Origin of the sequence: Bacteroides stercorirosoris (assembly GCF_900142015.1) — a bacterium.
Taxonomy (GTDB): Bacteria; Bacteroidota; Bacteroidia; order Bacteroidales; family Bacteroidaceae; genus Bacteroides; species Bacteroides stercorirosoris.
The window spans coordinates 148,785-170,884 of record NZ_FQZN01000005.1 but is presented as its reverse complement, the minus strand read 5'-3'; the positions used below and the strand labels follow the sequence as shown (position 1 = coordinate 170,884).

The 22,100-nt window shown below is 45.6% G+C and carries 12 protein-coding genes; 7 read left to right on the top strand and 5 right to left on the bottom strand.

What is annotated here, in order from left to right; all coding sequences use genetic code 11:
* Positions 1–4 precede the first annotated feature (4 nt).
* Complete coding sequence (locus BUC01_RS05630) at positions 5–523, bottom strand: DinB family protein (RefSeq protein WP_025831429.1); 519 nt, start codon at positions 521–523, stop codon at positions 5–7.
* Between the two features lie 459 nt (positions 524–982).
* On the bottom strand, positions 983–1,663 hold the full coding sequence (locus BUC01_RS05625; protein WP_025831430.1) for an RNA polymerase sigma factor: 681 nt from the start codon (positions 1,661–1,663) through the stop codon (positions 983–985).
* Between the two features lie 258 nt (positions 1,664–1,921).
* Here BUC01_RS05625 and BUC01_RS05620 point away from each other — a divergent pair, with 258 nt between their 5' ends.
* Positions 1,922–2,347 carry a DUF3836 domain-containing protein gene (locus tag BUC01_RS05620; protein WP_025831431.1) on the top strand — a complete coding sequence of 142 codons (426 nt, stop codon included), beginning with the start codon at positions 1,922–1,924 and terminating at the stop codon, positions 2,345–2,347.
* 107 nt (positions 2,348–2,454) lie between these two features.
* On the opposite strand, the gene BUC01_RS05615 is transcribed toward BUC01_RS05620, so the two are convergent.
* Positions 2,455–3,702 (bottom strand): S41 family peptidase, encoded by a 1,248-nt coding sequence (locus BUC01_RS05615; protein ID WP_139261814.1) that lies wholly within the window; start codon positions 3,700–3,702, stop codon positions 2,455–2,457.
* Positions 3,703–4,036: 334 nt separating this feature from the next.
* On the opposite strand from BUC01_RS05615, the gene BUC01_RS05610 reads away from it, so the two are divergent.
* From BUC01_RS05610 to BUC01_RS05580, 6 genes are all read left to right on the top strand, one after another.
* Complete coding sequence (locus BUC01_RS05610) at positions 4,037–9,664, top strand: alpha-2-macroglobulin family protein (RefSeq protein WP_073313036.1); 5,628 nt, start codon at positions 4,037–4,039, stop codon at positions 9,662–9,664.
* 364 nt (positions 9,665–10,028) lie between these two features.
* The gene (locus BUC01_RS05605) at positions 10,029–11,480 is read left to right on the top strand and encodes a TlpA family protein disulfide reductase (RefSeq protein ID WP_025830806.1); all 1,452 of its coding nucleotides are present in this window, start codon (positions 10,029–10,031) and stop codon (positions 11,478–11,480) included.
* A 1,235-nt stretch (positions 11,481–12,715) separates the two neighbouring features.
* Positions 12,716–13,141, top strand: a complete 426-nt coding sequence (locus tag BUC01_RS05595) for a DUF3836 domain-containing protein (protein WP_025830808.1) — start codon at positions 12,716–12,718, stop codon at positions 13,139–13,141.
* Positions 13,142–13,333: 192 nt separating this feature from the next.
* Positions 13,334–13,528 carry a helix-turn-helix domain-containing protein gene (locus tag BUC01_RS25820; protein WP_081795746.1) on the top strand — a complete coding sequence of 65 codons (195 nt, stop codon included), beginning with the start codon at positions 13,334–13,336 and terminating at the stop codon, positions 13,526–13,528.
* 711 nt (positions 13,529–14,239) lie between these two features.
* Positions 14,240–15,676 (top strand): tetratricopeptide repeat protein, encoded by a 1,437-nt coding sequence (locus BUC01_RS05585; protein ID WP_025830809.1) that lies wholly within the window; start codon positions 14,240–14,242, stop codon positions 15,674–15,676.
* 34 nt (positions 15,677–15,710) lie between these two features.
* Positions 15,711–17,936: a suppressor of fused domain protein gene (locus BUC01_RS05580; protein WP_073312992.1), complete on the top strand. Its 2,226-nt coding sequence runs from the start codon at positions 15,711–15,713 to the stop codon at positions 17,934–17,936.
* Between the two features lie 129 nt (positions 17,937–18,065).
* On the opposite strand, the gene BUC01_RS05575 is transcribed toward BUC01_RS05580, so the two are convergent.
* On the bottom strand, positions 18,066–19,637 hold the full coding sequence (locus tag BUC01_RS05575; RefSeq protein WP_025830812.1) for a glycoside hydrolase: 1,572 nt from the start codon (positions 19,635–19,637) through the stop codon (positions 18,066–18,068).
* Positions 19,638–19,656: 19 nt separating this feature from the next.
* Positions 19,657–22,092, bottom strand: a complete 2,436-nt coding sequence (locus tag BUC01_RS05570) for a glycoside hydrolase family 2 TIM barrel-domain containing protein (protein ID WP_025830813.1) — start codon at positions 22,090–22,092, stop codon at positions 19,657–19,659.
* Between the last annotated feature and the right edge of the window lie 8 nt (positions 22,093–22,100).

Below are 22,100 nucleotides of genomic sequence, written 5' to 3'. Positions count from 1 at the left end.
ATGTTTACATCCATTTGATAGGATGCCCCAATGCCTGTTTTATCGCTTCCATCTCGGCACTGTGCCACATCTCATGCTTGAAGCACCAGGCAAGGGCTTCATACTTATTATTGGCAACCGGATGTTTGAAGGGAATAGGCTCTAAATCTTCTGATAGAATACGGTCGTCCAGGCGGGACAGGCTGCTGATACATATCTCATGAACAGCATCCAGTTGTTTTTTTAGCTCTGCTACAGGAATTAAATTCTTTTCGGCGGAGCGATGCAATGTACCCATTCCATTGAAAACCTTCACGTAATCAATTACCGGAATAAGTTTGCTGACGGTTTCATTCCTTCCGGTGATGCAGACGATGGCATGAAAGTTCTGACTGATAATCAGATGTCCGATTTGCCATGCGAAGTTGGAGTCAGTGCCTTCGGGGATGGTGTACCATAGGTTTTCAGGAAGTTCCGATACTAAACGATTCACGAAATTCCGCGATTCAATAATCTGTTCTTTTAAAAAATCAATCTTGCTCATAATTAGTTTATTTAAGTTATACATAGTACCGTTGGCGGAGTTAATTCGTTTCTGTAACGGTTTTGAATCAAATGGACTATTTCAATTCCCCTCCTCCAGTTGGAGGAGGGGTGCCCAAAGGGCGGGGTGGTAGGTGAGCAAAGAAGTCCTTAATGTTCTTATTAATAGGTATTTTATTGTTTTACCTACCACCTCCCCCTACGGGTACTCCTCCTCCCAGGAGGAGGAGAATGGAGATAGTATCGCTTATCATTTGCTTCATGTCTTTTCAGTTATGATTCTTTTCACCACAGAGGACACAGAGTCTCACAGAGTTTAATCAATTTGAAATCAAAAGAATGGAACTCCGTGAGACTCTGTGTTACTCTGTGGTGAAAACTCATTACTTATCAGATATAAACCAATTCCGTCAACAAGTTACATAGTAGTTAGTGAGCAAGCTTTCCATTCTGTGACAGCTCAGGGAATAAATTTTTCCCAGTAGTTCTTTCTGGGAAGTTCCTTTTCGAGCCGTTGGTAAACGTCGACGAGGCGGATAATCTTCTTTATGGCGGTATATTCTTTCTCCAGATTGAGCGAGGTGACTTGCTTGCATATCCGGCATTTGCAGGTTCCCTGCGGGTTGTATAGTGGACAGGTGTCATTCATAAAATGAGTAATCTTCCGGATGGAACGGGAGGAAATCTGACGGACGCTCTCTTCCGTCATGCCCATGATTTCACTGATTTGCTTGTACGGCAGGTTGAGGTTTATTTTGAATATGAATATCAGCCGGGCATCGTTCGTCAGGCAATGGTTCTGGGCTGTCAGACACCAGTCGCAGCATGCTTTTATCCATTCCTGTTCGTTCCGGTCCTGCCCGTTATAATCAATGGCAGGAAGTTCGCGAAATTCTCTCAACTCATTCATTGTGGCTATTCTTTCGTTCCGGGCATATCGCAGTATGGTGCGTTTGCATATTGTGTATATCCATGTCGATAACCCGGATTCCCCGTTGAACGAGTCTATGCTTTTGATGATTTCGTACCAGACTTCCTGAGCCGCTTCTTTAGCGATTTCCTTGTTTTGTATCATGCGGTGTGCTATGGAAGATACCATGACGCCATATTGTTCTACGATTTCCTTTAAGTCCGGTTGCATATTCTAAGTATTGGGCTATGTTGAGTTTGCAAATGTAACTAATTTGTTTTATCCTGCTCTTCCTGCGCTTTTTATTCTTGTTCTGTTCGCTTTTGTGCGGACACCTGTCCGTTTATGAACACTCTCTGAAAATGAATATCCGCTGATAATCAATGTTTTATTGTTTTGGCACGGCAATTGACTATATATTGTCGAAGGCGGTTGACAAAGACTTCCCTTCAAAAACCAAGAAGTAATAACAATAAAAAAATAACGATTATGAAAACGAACTTAATTTCTAAAGCAGTGGTAATGATGGTAGTAGTTATGGCAAGTGTAATGAACTTCTCTGCAAGTGCAAGCAATCCTACCCAGTACGTAAAGAACGAAGAGATGACCGGTGAACTGATGACCGCGAAGACTATCTTCAAGAACGAAGACGGACGTCTGTTCCGCCACCTCCGTTACACGTATACTTACGATAACGAAAATCGCGTAACCAGCAAGGAAGCTTCCAAATGGGACAGCGTAAAAGAAGCTTGGGTTCCTTACTTCAAAATGAATATGGAATATAGCAATAATGAAATAGAAGTGAACTACGCCCGTTGGAACTCCAAGAGCAACGCTTACGACAGCAACATCCAAAAAAGTGTTTACGAATTGAACGATACCAATGCGACTTTGATGCTGGCAAGTACAAAATAAGTATACAAGCACTATTGAAAGCCGGATACGGAGAATGTATTTCTCGGATATCCGGCTTTTTGTTATTTTTCACTATGCTCCTCCACTATCTGTATAGAGAAAGAAGCTTATCTTTTGGTTATAAGCCCGCAGGTATATTTCAAAGCGGTGTCTTCATCGTTCATGAAGTCGGCAATTGTTTGTGATACTTGATGATGGGGAGGAATTCCCATCCCTTCCATAGGAAATCCTTTTGGTGATAAATCCGGTTGACGGGTGGGTATTCGCAAATAAGTACCGTGTTTTGTTCTGAATGTGCGGGGACCATTGCCGGTGTCTCCTCCAGTGGCTTCACCGACAAGTGTTACGTTTCCGCTTTCTTTCATATCTATTGTGAAACTTTCGGCGGCAGAGCAGGTGAAAGTGCCGGTCAGCAGATAGATTTTCCCTTTATAAGCATCTGCTTCGGGTTGCATTATCTGTTGCCTGCTGACGCAATGCGGTTGCTCTTTCCGGATAAAATATTTGCAAATATCCCGCCCGTTGCCGCTGTTGCCTCCTCCGTTTTGGCGGATGTCTATAATGAGATAGGGAAGGTCTTTTATTTGAGGATAGGCTGTTTTGAAATCTTCCAGCACGGGGGACATCATGGTGTTGATGGCCAGATAGCCGATGCTGTCTTGCAAAACTCTGGTTTCTACGGTTACCTCTTTTTCATCAGAGAAGTAGTCTCTTCGTTTCAAGGGTAAAGAGATTGTCAGTGTATCGCCCTTTCTCAGTAACGTATAGTCTCGGAGGGTGTCGGCATAGCTGGTGAATGCGTAACGGGCTGATTTCAGATGCCTCCATGCGTCAGTAGATGCCTCGGCATATTTTTCGTACTGATTAATCCACTCTTTATAAGGAACTTCATTGATGGCTATGATGCAGTCTTTATCCTTGAATCCGTATTGTGTCAGATAGGCATTGGGCTTGTTGATGTATAAGGAATCTTGTATGAGGACCGGAAATTGTCTCGCCGTGTACGTCCTGAAGCAGGAAATGGCATGACTGCACTGTAAGGCGGAAATGTACTCTTGTACTGCCAATCCATAGTCTGTGGTGGTTTGTGCCTGGCGGACACGGGTAATGTATGTCTGGTATAATGAATCCATATTCAGATGTTTGGCTTGGTATAGTGAATAGTTTTCCATTACTATCTGGTGTATCTCCTCAAAATCAGCCTCAAACTGCGAAGGTTTCACAGGTATTTCCGAAAGATAGAAATACTCCGCTTGAGGTTCTTTGTTGTAAAAATGCTTGGCATAAATGCGTAATCCGCACCAGGCAACGGCGCATACGGCTATTACGATAAATGCAATTTTTAAATGTTTCATACTCTATAGAATTTTGTTATACATATCGGTTGTTTCTTTAGAACTCTTATTTATGGCTCTTTTGTGCTGCAAAGGTAACCTTTTGCTTCTATATGTTGAAACACAGATAACCTTTTCTATCTTATTATATTATACATTATGCAAATCATTCTCCGGAAATAAAACGAGTATTCCTTCATTGAGACTGTAGTAAATTTCTTTGTTCGCTTTTATGCGGACACATGTTATTGGCATTTGTTATGTTATTAAGTCTGAACAGCCTCGCTACCCTATGGATAAAAAATATATCTTTGTGAATGAACCTGTTAATTGTCGGACATTAATCAAAACACAGATGAAAAATATGTTTTATTGGGCTGGCATCATAAGCATTCTTATCTGCCTGCCGCTTCGGGTTTCCGCTCAGTCGTACGAACAAATGTGGAAACAGGTTGAAGCTCTGGAACAAAAGAAGTTACCTGAATCTGCAATCAAAGAAGTGCAAAAGATTTACGAGCACGCCAAACAGGAAAAGAACATGCCCCAGATGATGAAAGCCCATCTGACAAAGGCATCCTTATCTATCGACATCACCCCCGATAGTCTGGACCGTGAATTATCCGGACTGAAAACCTGGGTGGCGGAAGAAAAAGACCCGGTGTATAAAGCTATACTGAATCATCTGCTGGGATACTACACCTTTGGTACCGGCAAGAGGGATGGGGCTGCCATAGACGCTGCCATTGCTTATTTCCGCCTTTCACTGCAAGATAAAGACCTGCTTTCCCGGAAGTCCGCTGCGGATTACCGCCCGATGACTGTCAGCAAAGAGCTGAGCGGGAAGTATTGCGGCGACAATATGTATCAGTTGCTTGCCCGGCAGGCCATCTCGCGGCTGAGTGGTTATTTCATTGTCAATCCCGTGTTAGCCGAGAAAATACAAACCGAAATATTGTCTATTTATGACGGGCTGATTGACTTTTACCAACAGCAAGGCATGACGGATGCCCGCCTATTGCTAATGCTCGATAAACTGAATTACCAAGAGAATGACATCAGTCGCGGCGGTGTAAATGAAAATCTGAGGCTGACCGACGAACAAGTAATAACCCTCCTGAAACAATGGGCCGAAGAGTTCTCCGCTTCCCCGCTTTGCGGAGAGGTATATTGCCAACTGGCAGAGCGCTACGACAGAATGCAGGATTATACCGCCAAACTGCATGCCGCCCAAACCGGACTTGAAAAATACCCCCAATCACCCTCTGTCAATGATCTGAAGGAACAAGTGGCAGAAGTGCTCACTCCCCGTCTGGTGGTAGAAATCCCCTTTGCCTATCCGGCAAGGGAAGTGGATTTGAAAGTAAAATATCGCAATCTGACCGGGCTGACCATAGAACTTTACCGGATGAATCTGCCCGTCACAAGTAATATTCTGAAAGAGGAAATAACAGCTTCCACCGTAAGTCGATACGGCAAATTGGTCGGCACCCGTCATTACCAACTGGCAGCCACCCCGGATTATATGGAAACAGATACCTTGCTGCGTTATAAGTTTCCCACCGAAGGCATTTACATATTAAAATCTATTCCCGACGGCCATCGCAAGTATACAGCATACGGAAAAGCTTATGCTTCCTCCCTGCAAGCCATATTCTTGGGATTGCCCGGCGGAAAACAGGAAATCAATATTATCGACCGCCTGACGGGACATCCGGTGGCAGGCACGGAAGTAGCTTATTACCGTGTGTCGCAGAGAGAAGGTTATCGTTTGGTCAAAGCATACCCTGCAGATAGCAAAGGAACTGTTACCCTTACCCCGCCCGATGAAAGAAACTGGCTGGGGATAAACGTCCGTAAGCCGGGTGCCGATTATATGGAAATCAGCTATGCCGGTTTCTCGGTTGGGGGATATAATGCGCCCGCCTCCCGGAAGTGGGAAAAGCATGTCTCCCTCTTCACCGACCGGGCTTTATACCGTCCCGGACAGGTGGTGCATGTTTCGGGAATAGCGTATGAGCAATCGGGTGATTCGATACGCATCTTCTCAAGAGTCCGCAAGGATGTGGTGCTGCGGGATGCCAACCGGCAGGAGATTGGCAAACTATCTCTTGCTACAGACGAATTCGGGGCTTTTTACGGTGACTTCGTGCTTCCCGAAACACTTCTTCCGGGAGAGTTTGAACTGTCGGTAGAAAGCGGTGAAAACCGTTATATCCGTGTGGATGAATACAAGCGTCCGACGTTTGATGTAGTCTTCCATCCTTATCAGGCCACTTATAACGTGGGAGATACCGTATTAGTTAGCGGCGAAGCAAAAACATTTGCAGGCGTTCCGGTAGGACTGTGCAGACTCAATTATAAACTCACCCGTTCGGAGAATGAATTCTGGAGGATTTCGGACCATGAAACTGTTCTGGCAGTAGGTGAAGTGCAGACTGATGCAGCCGGTAACTTCCGCTTCCCGGTCTTTCTGCGCAAACCGGATGATTTCAAGCCCGACCGACCGGGGCGTTACTACACCTATAAAATAACGGCTGAGGTCATCAACCTGACCGGAGAGGTGGAAAGCGGTACTTTGTCGTTACCGGTAGGGCAACAGTCCGTAGCCTTGCAGATTAAAGGTCTGCGCCCAAAGGTGGCTCGCGAGAAACGGGAGTCCATACAGGTGCTGGCTATGAATCTAAGCCGGCAGCCCGTGACGCTTCAAGCCACTTGCGTGGTGTATGCTTTGGACGAAAAAGGAAACAAAGGCAATGAGGTATGCCGCCGTACAGTAGAAACCCGCCGGTCTTTTGTTCCGGACGATATACTGGCCCTTACTCCGGGACGTTACACTATGGAAGTGTCAGCCCTCGACGGGCAGGGAAGAACCTGCACGGCACGGCAGGATTTCATTCTCTTTTCGTTGGCAGACCGTCACCTGCCGGTACATTCACCGGAGTGGTTCTATCAGGACGGGACAGAGTTTAATGACGGGCATCCCGTCAGCCTGTATGTGGGTAGCAGTGAGAAAGATGTCTATCTGTTGTACGATGTCTTCTGTGGCGACAAGCGCATTGAATCCAAACGGATGGTTCTCAATAATGAAATCCGGCAGTTCACCTATCCCTATAAACCGGAATATGGAGACGGCATCACCGTGAACTTCGCCTTTATGCGCGAGAGCAAACTATACACCAAGCAAGTGCAGATAGCCCGTCCCCGCCCGGATAAGAGCCTGCAACTGAAATGGATTACTTTCCGTGATAAGCTGCAACCGGGGGGGAAAGAAGAATGGCAACTCCAAATCACGCATCCCGACAAGAAAGCGGCCGATGCGCAACTACTCGCCACTCTTTATGACGCTTCCCTTGATAAACTGTACGTCAATGACTGGGCTTTCAACCTGAACTTTCCCCGTTCCACTCCCGGTGTCCGTGCAAACCTGATATTCTCAGGTCATTTCATCTGGATGTACAGTAACTTCCCCTATGCGGGCAGCACTCTGCGTGGTCTTCGTTGGTGGGATGTGTATAGCACTCTGAATGCTCCGTTCTGGCGGGTTCCGCATCCGGAGAACGGTTTCCGTGTAAAGCAGGATAGCAGGATGATGAAGCCCGCAGCTATCAGCCTTGATGCTGAAACTCTGTCTGATGACGGTTTTGAAGTAGAAGACGGAAGCTCCATTGAAGCAGTGTTTGAATGCTCTGACGCTGTGGCATTGGACGATGGTTCTCCATACGTCCCTCTCCGGCAAAACTTTGCAGAAACAGCTTTCTTCTATCCCGCCCTCCGTACGGATAGAAATGGAGTCGTAAGCCTGTCTTTCACCTTGCCCGAAAGCCTGACCGAATGGAAGTTCATGGGGCTTGCCCATACCCGGGGTATGGATTACGGGCAGATAACAGCCCGGGCAAAAGCTGTCAAGCCGTTTATGGTGCAACCCAATATGCCCCGTTTTATCCGTGTGAACGATAAACCGGTCATCAGTACAGGAATAATCAACCTGTCGGAAGAAAACATCCGGGGAACAGCCCGAATGGAACTGGTTGACCCGCAAACAAACCGGATTCTTTCAACCCGCGAACACGAATTCAGTGCGGCTGCCGGAGCAACCGTTTCCGTATCTTTTGATCTGGAAACCCCGGATGAAGCTACGGTCTGGATTTGCCGGATTATTGCCGAGGGAGGCAATTTCAGTGATGGCGAACAGCATTATCTTCCGGTTCTGTCTGATAAACAGTGGGTGACTGAAGCAATACCCGTGCAATTGAACGGTGCGGAAAGTAAATCGGTTGCATTGGACGGCTTGTTTAATGACGGAAGCAAAACCGCTACCGACAAACGCCTGACGGTGGAACTGACTGCCAATCCCGATTGGTATGCCATACAGGCTTTGCCCGTCATTGGCAATCCTTTGAATGAAGATGCCTTGTCGTGGGCAGGTGCTTACTATGCCAATTCATTGTCCACAACCATTATCAATACTCATCCCCGCATCCGGCAGGTGTTCGAAAGCTGGAAAGCGCAGGGCGGTTCATCATCAGGCAATCTCAGTGATAAAGAAGACCTGAAAGACCTGCTGCTTAAAGAAACTCCCTGGCTGGCGGATGCCCTCAATGAGACGGAGCAGAAAAGAAGCATAGCGCTTCTGTTCGACCTGAACACAATGGGCAACCGTAATCAGGTTGCAGCATCCCGTCTGGAAACATTGCAACTCCCCGACGGCTCCTGGAGTTGGTATAAAGGGATGTCGGGCAACCGCTACGTCACCACCCGGATTGTAGAAATGCTGGCACGGCTCCGGACGATGGGTGCGTCTGTCGCTCCGCTACAGGGAATGTATGAAAAGGCGGTGAATTATCTCCATACCCAATGGCTGGATGAATACAGACAGATGAAGGAAAGTGAAAAGAAGGGCGATAAGGATAGATTGCCCGGCGAGCAATCCCTGCATTACCTGTATATCTGTGCTTTGGATGCGCAAGTTGCGAAGCGTGCCGATAAAACAGCTTACTCGTATATGATTGGCAAACTGGAGGCAGCCCCTCCGGCTGATGCCATTTATGACAGGGCGCTTATCGCTACCCTACTGCATAAAGCAGGTAAAACGACCAAAGCGAACGAACTTGCCCGCTCCATTCTGGAATATTCCGTTGCCACATCCGGGATGGGACGTTATTTCGATACTCCGAAAGCCCGCTATCCCCGAAACAGTTATAGAATTCCGACGCAAGTGGCCGCCATCGAAGCCTTGTCCGACATTCTGAAAGAACCGTTGGCGGTTGCCGAAATGAAGCAATGGTTGCTTAAACAGAAGCAAGTGCAGGCCTGGAACAATCCGGTAGCTACTGCCGATGCTGTGTATGCTTTCCTGGGTAGAGATGATAATCAGTTGGCAGAGAGCAGCGCTATGAAAGCGGAAATATCCGGAACAGAAGTGGTGACTCCCGATGATGCATTAGGTTATGCCCGCCGTTCGTTCTCCGGTGATGAGGCTGAAACCCGGCAAATAGAAGTAGCGCACACGGGTGCAGGGATAGGTTGGGGGGCTGTATATGCCCAATATCTGGAAGATATGGATCAATTGCAATCCGCAAAAGGTAACGGTTTGAAAATCACCCGTACTTATTATAGAGATGGCAAGGAAGTTTCTTCAAAAACAGATTTGCATGTGGGGGACGAACTCACCGTCCGGCTGACAGTGAAAGCAGACCGGGATATGGATTTCATTCAGATAAAAGATACGCGTGCCGCCTGCATGGAGCCAAAGGAAGCGTTGTCGGGATATCGTCATTCCGATGCTATCGGCTATTATCAGGTGATGCGTGATGCTTCTGCCGAATTCTTTATTGACAAACTAAGGAAGGGCATTGTTCAGATAGAATACAAAGTCTATATAGACCGTCCGGGAACTTATCAGACCGGTATTGCCACCGTGCAATCGGCTTATGCACCCGAGTTTGCCGGACATACAAAGAGTCTGTCTGTAACGGTGCGTTGAAATTATTATTCATTTATTAATCATACGAATCAGTAGCTGAATTTGGCGTATAACGGTATACAATGAAGCAAATGATAATTTAGCGCAGCCTAAGCCTGAAAGGCTTTCATCTTATAGCCCAGGGCAACGCCCTGGGAATGAATCGTCCCCACAATCTTACGCCCTGTAAGGGCAAAAGCTGATGTGTGCTGTTATGCCCTTACAGGGCGCAGGGATAAACATAACTCAATTCCCAGGGCGTTGCCCCGGGCTATAAGATGAAAGCCTTTCAGCCTTGAGCTGCGCAATAATCACCCATTTCATTCATATCCGCTCAATAACAAACCAATTTCAACTCCTGATTCGCATTAATCATAAAATGCGTATGAAGCATCTATGCTTATTGATTGCTTTTTTATCTTTCCTTAGCTGTAAGGCTCAGAAGGATAATGAGGATTTGACAAAGGAGGTGATAATCTCGGGCCGTGTCTTGAATAGGGAGGTCTATCCGAAGGAAAAGGAGGTGACGCTTGTGATACCTTATCTGTCTGAAATGGAGACTGTCTATACTTCTCCCATAGCGGATGACGGTACTTTCAGTTTCCGTTTTAGTCCTTACGCTCCCGTTCGCGAAATTGTTCTTCGCAATTATGCGGAGCACTTGTTTGTACATCCGGGTGATAGTCTGTTTGTAGAGATTGATTTCAGTGATTTGCTGTCTCCCAAGATTACGGGAACTTCCGGTACACTGAATCAATATATGGCTCTTTTCGTTTTAGGTGGATATTATCGTGGCCCTTATTATTGTAATCCAAGGAGTACTTTCGAAGAATTTGAAAAGGAATTGGGAGAAGAGCATACCAGTCGTTGGGAACGTCGTGCCGACTTCCTGAAAGAACATTCTCCGGGTGCTGAGGTTGAAGAATATACGGCGGATTTGCTGTGGATAGATTATTATAATGCACTCTTTAGATATGCTGCGTCACAGGCGTTGGAGGGTAAGGACGTTAGTCTGTATATGGCATTGATGTTAAAACTTAACCCTCTCTTTTCGGGGAAAACCGTCTTTGCCGGTCTGTTTCCGCTTGCTGAAACGGTGAATTTTTTCCTCTATTACAATCACACCAGAAAAAAATATAGCGATTTTGAGTTAGCGGATCTTATGAAGGATTGCAAGGATAATGCTATCCTGCCCTATTTATATCTCCAACATGTGGCCGTTCCTTTATGCCACAACGATACGCTTTGTCTGGCTGATTACAGGCTTCAGTTCGACTCTATAGTGCAGGCTCCCCATTTGAGGCAACCCATACTTGAATTATATGAGGATAAAGCAGATTATCTGAAAGCCCCCGGAAAGGTATCCCACCAGATGCTCTATGGCAATAATGCTGATGAGGCGGCTGCCAGGAAGGACATGCCGTTTATGATTCCCGTATATAATCTTCTGGAAAAGTATGCAGGCAAGGTGATTTATGTTGATTTCTGGGGAGTGACTTGTCCCCCTTGTCTGGCAGAAATGGAGCCTTTGAAGGAATTACGTAAGCGATATTCTCCCGAAGATGTGGTAATGGTGAGTATCTGTGGAAGTAGAGACAGGGAGGCATATCATAAGGTGCTGGAGCGCTTCTCTCTGCAGGGGAAGAATATTGAGTGCGTCTATTCGGAAGATTGGGCGACCTCCGATGACTATCGCCGTATTATGAAACATTGGGGCATGAACAGCATACCACAATTCCTTCTGATTAACCGTGATGGGGTTATAGTGGATTATGGCACTGCATTGAGACCCAGTTATCCGAAGACGGCGACAAAGATTGATGCTCTATTGAAGTAAGGGGAGAATCGGGTAGGGATAGGTATATCAGGCGATATAAATAATTTATTGTTCGCTTTTGTGCGGACACTTGTCCGTTTATGAACACTCTCTGAAAATGAATATTCGCTGATAATCAGTGTTTTATTGTTTTAGCACGGCAATAGACTATATATTGTCGAAGGTGGTTGACAAAGACTTCCTTTCCAAACTCAAGAAGTAATAACAATAAAAAAATAACGATTATGAAAACGAACTTACTTTCAAAAGCAGTGGTAATGATGGTAGTAGTAATGGCAAGTGCAAAATAAGTATACACACATTGTTAAAAGCCGGATACGGAGAACGCATTTCTCGGGTATCCGGCTTTTGGGGCTATCCACGATTTTGTGCAAATAAAAAAATAAGAACCGTGCATCTTTTTATGTCTTCTCCTGGCTTCGTCAATACATTATCCTAATCATTTAAATGTTTAGGGAGAAAAGTCATTTCTTATCTTGCAGTTCTTTCATCTCTCGTCAACTGTCCTGTTCATCGGCTTTCCGGCTGAAAGTGCCGCCTGAAGGAATGTTTTTTGCTTTCAGTCAGCACCTTTTGATAAACAACGGATTAGTTGGCAAGGGGGCAGTTCTTGTGTAAACACATACAAGAAAAGAAGCAATGTTTTAATGGTTATCATTGCTTCTTTTACCCCAAAACAAGCAATGATATTGATTGATAAATACTACTTAATAAGATTGGATAACGCATCTATATATCCAACGTTTCCCATCTATATATCCAATGTCTCCCATCTCTATATCCAACGCCTTCCATCTATATATCCTACACATACGGTCTATATCTCCAACACCGTGAAACATGTGAACTTTCCGGCACAAAAGTTTCTATATGGAATAGCATTTATTAAACATGAAACGTCCCGTGCTTGTAATATTGACTGAAGACTGAAAGTAGAAAAATTCTTTCTTCAGGAGATACTTTCAGCCGGAAAGCCGATGGACAGGGTAGTTGACGAGAGATGAAAGGAGTGAAGGACAATAAGAACACTTTTTTCTTTCTGCTTGATTGAGTGATTTATTGTCCGCTTTTGTGCGGACACATGTCCGTTAATGAACACTACTTAAAAGTGAATAATCGTTGATAATCAGTGGTTTATTGTTTTGGCACAGCAATTGACTATATATAGTCGAAGGCGGTTGACAAAAACTTCCTTTCCAAAATCAAGAAGTAATAACAATAAAAAAATAACGATTATGAAAACGAACTTAATTTCTAAAGCAGTGATAATGATGGTAGTAGTAATGGCAAGTGTAATGAACTTCTCTGCAAGTGCAAGTAATCCTACCCAGTACGTAAAGAATGAAGAGATGACCGGTGAACTGATGACCGCGAAGACTATCTTCAAGAACGAAGACGGTCACCTGTTCCGCCACCTCCATTACACGTATACTTACGATAACGAAAACCGCGTAACCAGCAAGGAAGCTTCCAAATGGGACAGCGTAAAAGAAGCCTGGGTTCCTTACTTCAAAATGAATGTAGAGTACAGTAACAATGAAATTGCAATAAATTACGCCCGTTGGAACTCCAAGAGCAACGCTTACGACAGCAACATCCAAAAGAGCGTTTACGCATTGAACGATGCCAATGCAACTTTGATGCTGGCAAGTACAAAGTAAGCTAACTTAAAGAATTAAACCAAACCGGCTATCAGAAAGTATGTCTTTTTCTGATAGCCGGTTCTGTTTTGTTTTATGCTTTCGTCTTCATCAGAAACCTCTTTTTATCTTTACCAATTTATTGATGCGGGAAAGCAACAGCGAATGACTTCCTGAAACATTGCTCCGACTCCTTTCCCGAATTAAGCGGGCATATACTCCGGTTTAAAGAGAAATATCACTTACCTGAACGAGTACCGGACAGAGATTGCCTGCCAACTTTTGAAGCAGAAGAAAATGTCTGTTTCTGAAATATGTTATTATGCCGGATTTAACAATGTTCCGTATTTCAATCGGGTATTTAAGAGCAATAAAGGAGTCTCTCCAGGTGAGTATAGCAGGTCTTAACCTATATACCTTTTTGTGCGTATTTATTTCTGTTTTGTTTCATAAAGATAGCACATTCGTGATTTTGCTAACCTGTATTTTTGCCAATATGTGCAAAATAGATATTTGTTGCATAAATAGTCGAATAATCAACACTGATTACTGTATAATATGCGATATTTATACGCTAATTAAGCTAAAAATGTCAATGTTATGCAGGCAGACTCTTAACTTCTTGTTGACAAACTCTTAATTTCCTGTCGACAAGAAGTTAACTTTATCGTAGATGGGCACCTGCTTGCTCTACGGGAAACTGTGCCAAACTCTACGATGAACAGAATTAGTAGAGTAAAGATGCCCTTTAGAGTTTTTTTAGCTAATGTTTTCTGTTAAACATGAAACTATTATTTTGATTGGTGGATTGCCTTATTTTGTTTCCTTTTTCTTAAAAATAAGAATTCATTGTTCTCTTCTGTCGATAGTTCGTATTTATTCCTATCCTCTTGCTCCCTGTTTGATGAATTTGGCTGCGTTTTTTCTGTTTATTCTGTCCTTTTCCCGAAAATGCAGCACTCAGAGACCCTTTAAAAATACAAAATGACAGTTTGTAATTTGCATTTTGTCAGGTCACCCTTTGAATAGGTGTGATGCAATTGTAACTTTTTATGGCTAATTATTGAAGGAATAAACTGACTTTTCCTATCTTTGGACAAGATTAAACTGTAGAAAACAATGGATGAAACATTAAGAGGACAGATTGATGCTTGGACAGAAGCTGACGAGCATGATAAAGTTATTGATGTGTTAGGGCGAATTCAGTCTGAAGACAGAGACTTTGAAGAGGCAGGTCTGCTGGCACGTGCATACAATAACTTGGGTGAGTATGAAAAAGCTCTGGAATTGCTCGATTCGACCGGTGAGGAAGGGACTGAGGATACGAACTGGAATTTCAGAAAAGGGTATGCGCTTTACTTTCTGGACAGATACAAAGAGGCCTTGGCTTGCTTTAATAAAGCAGATGAGCTGACTCCGGACGACGAGGACACTCTTGATTTCATCCGTAGTTGCAATAGCCACCTGCCTTTCAGAAAAAGGGTGCAGGACTTCTGGAAATGGTTTACTGACAACGAAGAAGGACTGGCACGGATAGTCGAAAACCGTGGTCAGCTTGAGAGCGGTGATGCAGTTGAGTTTGTGACAGCCGGGACCAATCTGATAAACGAGGATGTGCACTTCAACTTGGGCGGAGATTATGAATTTACTTTCTCGGTGGAGGGCAGCACACACTTATTCTACCTTTATCCGTATGTGGTGTCGCAGTTGCCTGCACAGTTCAGGGACAAATGGCATTTCTTCCCTTTCAATCAGGGAACGGATGCGAGCTTTAGCTTTGGCATGTACGGGGTGAATGTGGATATGGCTCAGGTGCAGGTGTCCGCCGCCTATCAGGAAGACATCAACGCCTTTAATATCAACTTTTACGAAGAGCAGTTGTGTTCGCTGGAAGAAGCCCAGAGTTATAATGCATATTATATCATGATGGAAATTATGCTTGGTGAAGGACTTTCATACCAGTACGTCGGTAGTGTGGAAAAGGCGGATGCTCCGCTTGAAAACAGCATGAAGCTTCCCGAACTTAAAGCATATATTACAGATACGCTAAAAGCTCATGATAAGGAAATATTTGATAATCCTCAACAAGTGTATACCGGTTACCGTTTTGAACCTCAGGAGAGCGAAGAGTTGCGTTTTGATGTTGTTGCAGGCAGCTCTTGTTTCCAGCCTCTGGTTGCCGATTATTATAATGGGTCGGAGGAGTTGTTCAACCGGTTGAACAGGTTCGGTGCACAAGCGGTATTTATCGCTTTCCCGTATGAGAACAATGAAGAAGGAGATGGGAAGAAGGCACTGGATTTCCGATATGAGTTGGAAGACCGCTTGTCGGAAGAATTGCTTGCGCCGGAAGGGCTGGGACTTTTGCTGGGTGGTGCTGTCGGAACAGGTACTTGCTACATAGACCTCCTGTTGTTTGATGAGCCGGCTTTCATGGAGAAAATTGTCCCATTCCTGAAAGACTATCCCCAGTATCGCTTCTATCTCTCTGATTTCCGTCAGGGGAGTGACTTGTGCAGATTGTATGAAACAGAAGATGACGAGACGGAGGAATAAAAAATAAATCGCTAACAATTAATATGTCACAACCATGAGTATAGGTTTCAGATTGACAACGAAGTGCAAAAATGTTTCTTCATTCCAGAAGCTGTTGGATGTGGTGGCTGCCCGGCATGAGGTATCTGTTAGTCATACGGAGGATTATTCGGAATTATCTGTTTGCCGTTTAGGAAATATATTCTTCAATTATGAGCCGACAGAGGATGAAACGGTTATCATAGGCGATTGCCAGACTAACCTGTTAGGAGCGGGTTTCCATAAGGCTGCAATAGACATCGTTGACGAAGTGATGGAGCTGAGGGACTTCCCTTTCGAGGTGGAAGACGATACGGAATATTATGAGCACAGGGACTTTGAGCGGATGCGTTCCGAGCATTTTTATCATTGGCTGAATGCAATTGTAGAACTCTGCCAGGAGCGTATGAGTAAGGATGGAAGTATGTATGCCATCTGCTGGGATTGCCATAAATATATGCCTCGGGAAGTGGAAGGAACGGTTGTGTCCCCCTTTGGACGCATACGTCCGGAACATTTTGTTGAACGGATAAAGACCGAAGGCATCGAAGCCCTGGCAAATGAATTCCTCATGTGGAATAATAAGGAACGTGATGCGTTGTTTTACCGGAATACGGCATTAAGTGCTTTGTGGGAGGACTGTTACTTCATGCCTTCCGCACGCAGTGATGAAGATGAGGAAATTAATTCGTTCATTATAAAGAATCTGGAGACGGCAGCCGGGATGGATGCTTCTCTGCCTTTCCCGAAAGAAGATTATCTGCAACTTTGCCGTCTAGCCGAAAAAGAGCCGATAGATGTCTCTGCATTGCCGGACTACGTATGTGAATTTTCGATAGGTTATCGCAAAGGCTGGGTGACGTATACTTTGGGCAATCTGAAATTTTCCCTTCCGGGCAACTACCTTTATTTTGAAGAGGACGACTTCCGCGGTTATTATGACGGAGAGAATGAGGACTGGCATATTGTGCGCCTGTTGGCATGTTCCGTTCCTGATGATGAGGTGAGCTATATGGAGGAAGATGCGCCTGTGTTGGTGAAAGAAAAGAACTTCAAGAATGGTAAATGCAGGCTTTATAACCTGGGTAGAGGCAAAGATAGTGATGAATATGTGTTCCAATGTCAGGCTATCACTGAGCACCAATTCTCCCTTTTCACCATTTCGTGCAAAGGAAAGAATGAGGCGACAGTTTTCTCTGCTGAGTTTATAGAGCATTTGGAAGCCACGAAAATGAGTAACCATGACGAGTTGTTCAAAAAGATAGAGCAGTGGAATGAAGAGGATGAGGAGCAGAAGATAATTGATGCCATCTTGGAGATTCCGGAAGGAGAACGGGAAACGGAACTGACCGGTCTTCTGGCACGTGCTTACAATAACCTGGGAAGTTTTCAGGAAGCTCTCAACTGCCTTTCTACGATAGAAGAGGAGTGTAAGGAAGATGCACTTTGGTTCTATCGGGTGGGCTATGCTCATTATTATTTGAATCAGCTGGATAAAGCTCAGGAAGCTTTTGAACGTTCGTTGGAACTGGATCCGGATGATGAAGATGCGAAAGAGTATATTGAGAATTGTAAGAATGGGGTATCTCCTTATCGTATGGAGCTGTACGAAGAGGAAGAGAAGGATGCTCTTAATGCTCATCTTGAGAAGTTCTTCGGGCATTCGGATCATGTTTTTCATGAGATAGTCTCACCGGATATCCATGTGGATATTTATATTATTGAACCGACAGCCGAGAGGAATTATTATACGTTGGTTACTTTGGGAATGGGTGCGCACTGGATGAATGTACCTTATGAATTAGCTGAATATAAGTTGGAACGTGCAGAGTTGCTGATATACTTGCCTGCCGACTGGGATATCCAAGGCGATGATGAAAAGTATTATTGGCCCTTGCGCTGGCTCAAGATACTTGCCCGCTTGCCTTTGGAGCAGGATACCTGGTTAGGCTGGGGACATACGGTGCCCAATGGCGGGCCGTTTGCAGAGAATACGTTGCTCTCCGGTGTATTGCTGATTAATCCGGAGGATGTGGAAGATGGAGCTGCCGTTTGCCAGTTGCCTAATGGTGAAGAAGTGAATTTCTATCAGGTGATTCCACTCTATGAAGAGGAGATGAATTTCAAGATAGCGAAGGGAGCGGAAGCTTTATTAGGAAAGATGGGTGGAGTAAATGCGGTGGTGGACATCAATAGAGCGAATGTCTGCGCTGGGTTCAAGTTGCCAAAACGCAGGAGGTAAGGTTTTTCTTTCTCTTTGCACGGTTTTGATGCACCACAGATTACACAGATTTACACAGATTAGGGAAGATATCTCTGATTATTAATAAATTAAATCTGTGCTAATCTGTGTAATCTGTGGTGAAATAATTCATTTCTGCACAGAAATAAACGTAATTACCGAACGTGCAGGGATAACTGCCAACTGTCCTTTTTTCAATTTATGGATAGGGAGCAAGTCTTCACCGGCTATATCCGATGTACGATAGCCTTGCCATGACTTCACCTTCGAATCGTCTACATTGAACGTGAAGTTTTGTTCCTGCTCGGCATAGTTGATGACTACTATCACCCATTGCCCGTTTGTATTTCGGTAAGCGGTGCACATAAGTCCTTTCTGATCGGTATCTCCTTCCGGGATAACCTGCCCGTTCTTGTCAGTCGTCTGAATGGACATGCGTACAGCTCCCGGACGGATAAAGCGACTGTAGTTACCTAATACCCACATCAGCTTTGAATCTTTCACTTTGCCGTCGCGCAAGTCGGGATTGGCGTATTCGCGTATCAGTCCATCCTTGTAGTCGCCTCCTATGGCACGCCACCATTGCCAGCTTCGTGCTCCTGCATAGACAATGTCATGATGAATGATACGTGCCACATAAAGTGCCGTTTTCATCGTATGGTCGAATCCGTGACCGCCACCGATTTCTTCATCGTTCCCCATAATGCAGGTTTCCGTCTGCCAGAAACCGACCTTGTATTTATCCAGCGTGTCACGTAATTGACGGCGATAATCGCGTAGCATATTCAGCGGAGTAGTCGTCCAGTAACTGTGTCCTGAGATGAGGGGAAGTACTTTGGGGGTATTCCCCAGATAAGTATCCACACTATCGGGACAGAAGAAAGACTGGATTTCGTATCCCCGTTCATGATTCGTCATGTGGGTGGCAAACATACAGCGATAGTCCGATGCTTCGCAGATGGCAATTTCCGTATCAATGCCTTCTTTTACAAACTCTTTACTGATGAGGCGCACGGCACGGGCTATTTCTTTCTTTGTGGCCGGAGTGCCTTCCTGTTTAGGGCCTATCCAATTCCAGTGTCCGTCGGGTTCATTGAAAGGGGAGAGGTAATCGAACTTGATACCGTCTTTCTTCTCCACTCCTTTAATCATGTTTGCCAGGAAGCGGGCGAAGTCTTCATAATGTTCCTCTTTCAGATTGAGCGTACCGTCACGCCCGGTATTGGTAGCCAGTCCGTTTTGAGTATAATAAACGGGAGGTGAATTCAGAAAAGCAAGGAATTTGCTGACTCCGCGTTCTTTGGCTAAGCGGAGGAAGTTACGCTGTCCCGGTTGTTTGTCCCAGTCATAGCTTCCGTCCGGCTTTAAGAAACACTCGGTACGCATCCAGAGAGAGCCTATCTGACTTGCCTCACCCTGTTCCGTGCTGCCTGCACCCACATTGAACCGCCATAAGGAGAGGCCGATTCCTTTAGGTTTGCCGTTGGCGTCATTCTCTGTGCTGAACAGCCAGTCGGCCACCTGGTTCTGCCTTTCCTGAGGCCATTGACCAATGATGTGCATGCTCCAGGCGTCCGAAGCGCCGAAGTGTTCCATGACCTGTAAAGGTTGTTCGGCAACTATCCGATAGTTTATATCTGCTTGAGGTGAACACGAAGTAGTTATTGCAACTAAAGCGAGTAATAATACTTTGTATCTCATAAATATCTGTTATTGGGGATTATTCAACATTCAAAAGAATCTCACTTCCTTGCAGGAGAGGTGAGGTAAACTTCACACGAACCTGTCCTTTCTCGCCGGTAGTCTGCACATAACCCAGCAAGCGGCCGTGATAAGCACGATGATGGTTATCGGTGTAGTCGCTCATATCACTGTTATCGGAGCCTTCGAGACCTAACAACCGTGCCGGACCTTCGATGACGCAGGTGACGTCATTGTCGCCAAGTTTCACAACCGTACCGCTTTCATCAATGATTTCTACTGTGAGGTGTGCCGTAGCCCGGTCTTTGGATAAGGAAGTACGGTCTGCACTGACGCGGAGCGCATAAGGCCGACCGGAGGTTTTTATTGAATAGTCCGACATGGCATTCCCATCCTTGTCACATCCTTCCGCCTTTAATTCGCCGGGTTGATAGGGAATGTCCCAGTAGATAATACCAGTTTTTTCATCGTATGGTTTCATCTCACCCACTACTTTCCCGTCCAATAACAGACGTGCCTGCGGGGCATTGGTGTAGCAAACTATACGTATCTCCTGTCCTGGCTCATAATTCCAGATGTCCCATGCATCGGGTGACAGATAGAGGCGTTTGGAGTTTTTAAATCTGGGCTGTACCGGATAGGTACCCAGATAAGTGACAGGTTTCTCACTCCACAGCGAGGCACGGAAATGTCCGCGAGGCTTGGGAAAACTGCCGAAATCAAGTAAGCCGGTGTAGAGCCCGCGCGAAGGCCATGCTCCCGATTCGCCCAGGTAGTCTGTGCCCGTCCATATGAACTGGCCGAAGATAAACTCTTTGTTTTTCACTGCATACCATGCATCAAGTCCCGAACCGTTTTCACTTCCGTAAATTACACGTTTGGGATAGGTGGCATGGTCTTCGTCATAGCGGTCTTCCGTATAGTTATATCCTACCACGTCAACGGCTTCGGGATATTCTGTCTGGTTGGACATTACCACGCCTGCCAGGGCACCGGTCACCGGGCGTGAAGTATCTACGGCGCGCACACAGGCAGCCAGGCGTTTGGCTATCTTTCCGATGCGCATGGCATCGGGAGCATCCGGTTTATAACCGCCGAACATCGGCTGGTTGATAGTGGAACCGTCGAGGATGGGATGGGAATAGGGATCATTCGGATAATCCACCTCATTGCCGATACTCCACAGGAAGATGGAGGGGTGATTGCGGTCACGGCGCACCATGTCGGTTACATCCCGTTCAATCCATTCTTCGAAGAAGTCAAAAGTACCGTCGAAGCTTGGCTCGCCTTTGTTCCAGCCTTTCACCCACTTACGTTTCGGGAACTCCCATTCGTCGGAGGCTTCATCCATGACGAGCAGTCCCAGGCGGTCGCACAAATCATAAACGACCGGAGCTTGCGGATTGTGGCTCATGCGGATGGCATTAACTCCGATTTCTTTCAGATTTTTCAGGCGGCGTTCCCATACCTCGGGAGGAACCACTGCACCCAGCACACCGGCATCGTGATGCAGGCATACCCCTTTGATTTTCATCCATTTGCCATTGAGCGCGAACCCTTTGTCGGGGTTGAAGTCCAGTGTACGAAGTCCCACTTTGGTCTCGCAACCATCCAGGCGTTGCCCGTTACTGATCAGTTCGGTTTTCAGGGTATATAGATAGGGGTTGTCAAGACTCCAACGCTGGGGATTGGTTAACTTTAAGGTGAGATTTTCTTTGCTAATCCCTTCCTTGCCATCCGAGAGACGAACGCGGCGCTGTGCTACCTGTTTCCCTTCGGCATTGAACAATGCGGCGGTCAGTTCAATCTTATCGGTGGCAGGCAGATGTTTTTGCACTTCCATATCGACGGACACAGTAGCCTGCCGGTTGGTGAGCGAAGTTGCTTTCCATCCTATGCCCCATTGGGCAAAATGTACTTCGGGAGCGGCCACCAACCATACATCGCGATAGATGCCCGATCCTGTATACCAGCGTGAATCGGCGTAACGGCTATGGTCTACGCGTACGCTCAGTACATTGTCACCCTCTTTCAGATAGGGAGTCATGTCATAAAGGAATGATATGTAGCCATTGGGACGCTTGCCGAGCAGATGCCCGTTCAGATAGACCTCACTGCGGTTATATACTCCTTCGAAATAGATATAATGGCGTGCCGCGTCATCCGTAATATTGAAATGTTTACGATACCAGCCTATGCCTCCCGGCAGATAACCGGTGCAGCTGGCCAACGAAGGTGATAATTGCCCTTCTATAGACCAGTCGTGCGGCAATGTCAGTTTGCGCCATTGGCTGTCATCATAAGATGCCTCAGTGGCGGCGGAATCATCATCCAGACGGAATAACCATCCGTCATTGAACTTCACGGCATCACCAAACGAAACCTGTGCTTTTATCGGGATAGCGGTGAACAAGGTTGTTATGAAAATGACTGTTACAAGTATAGCGTTCTTCATATAGACAT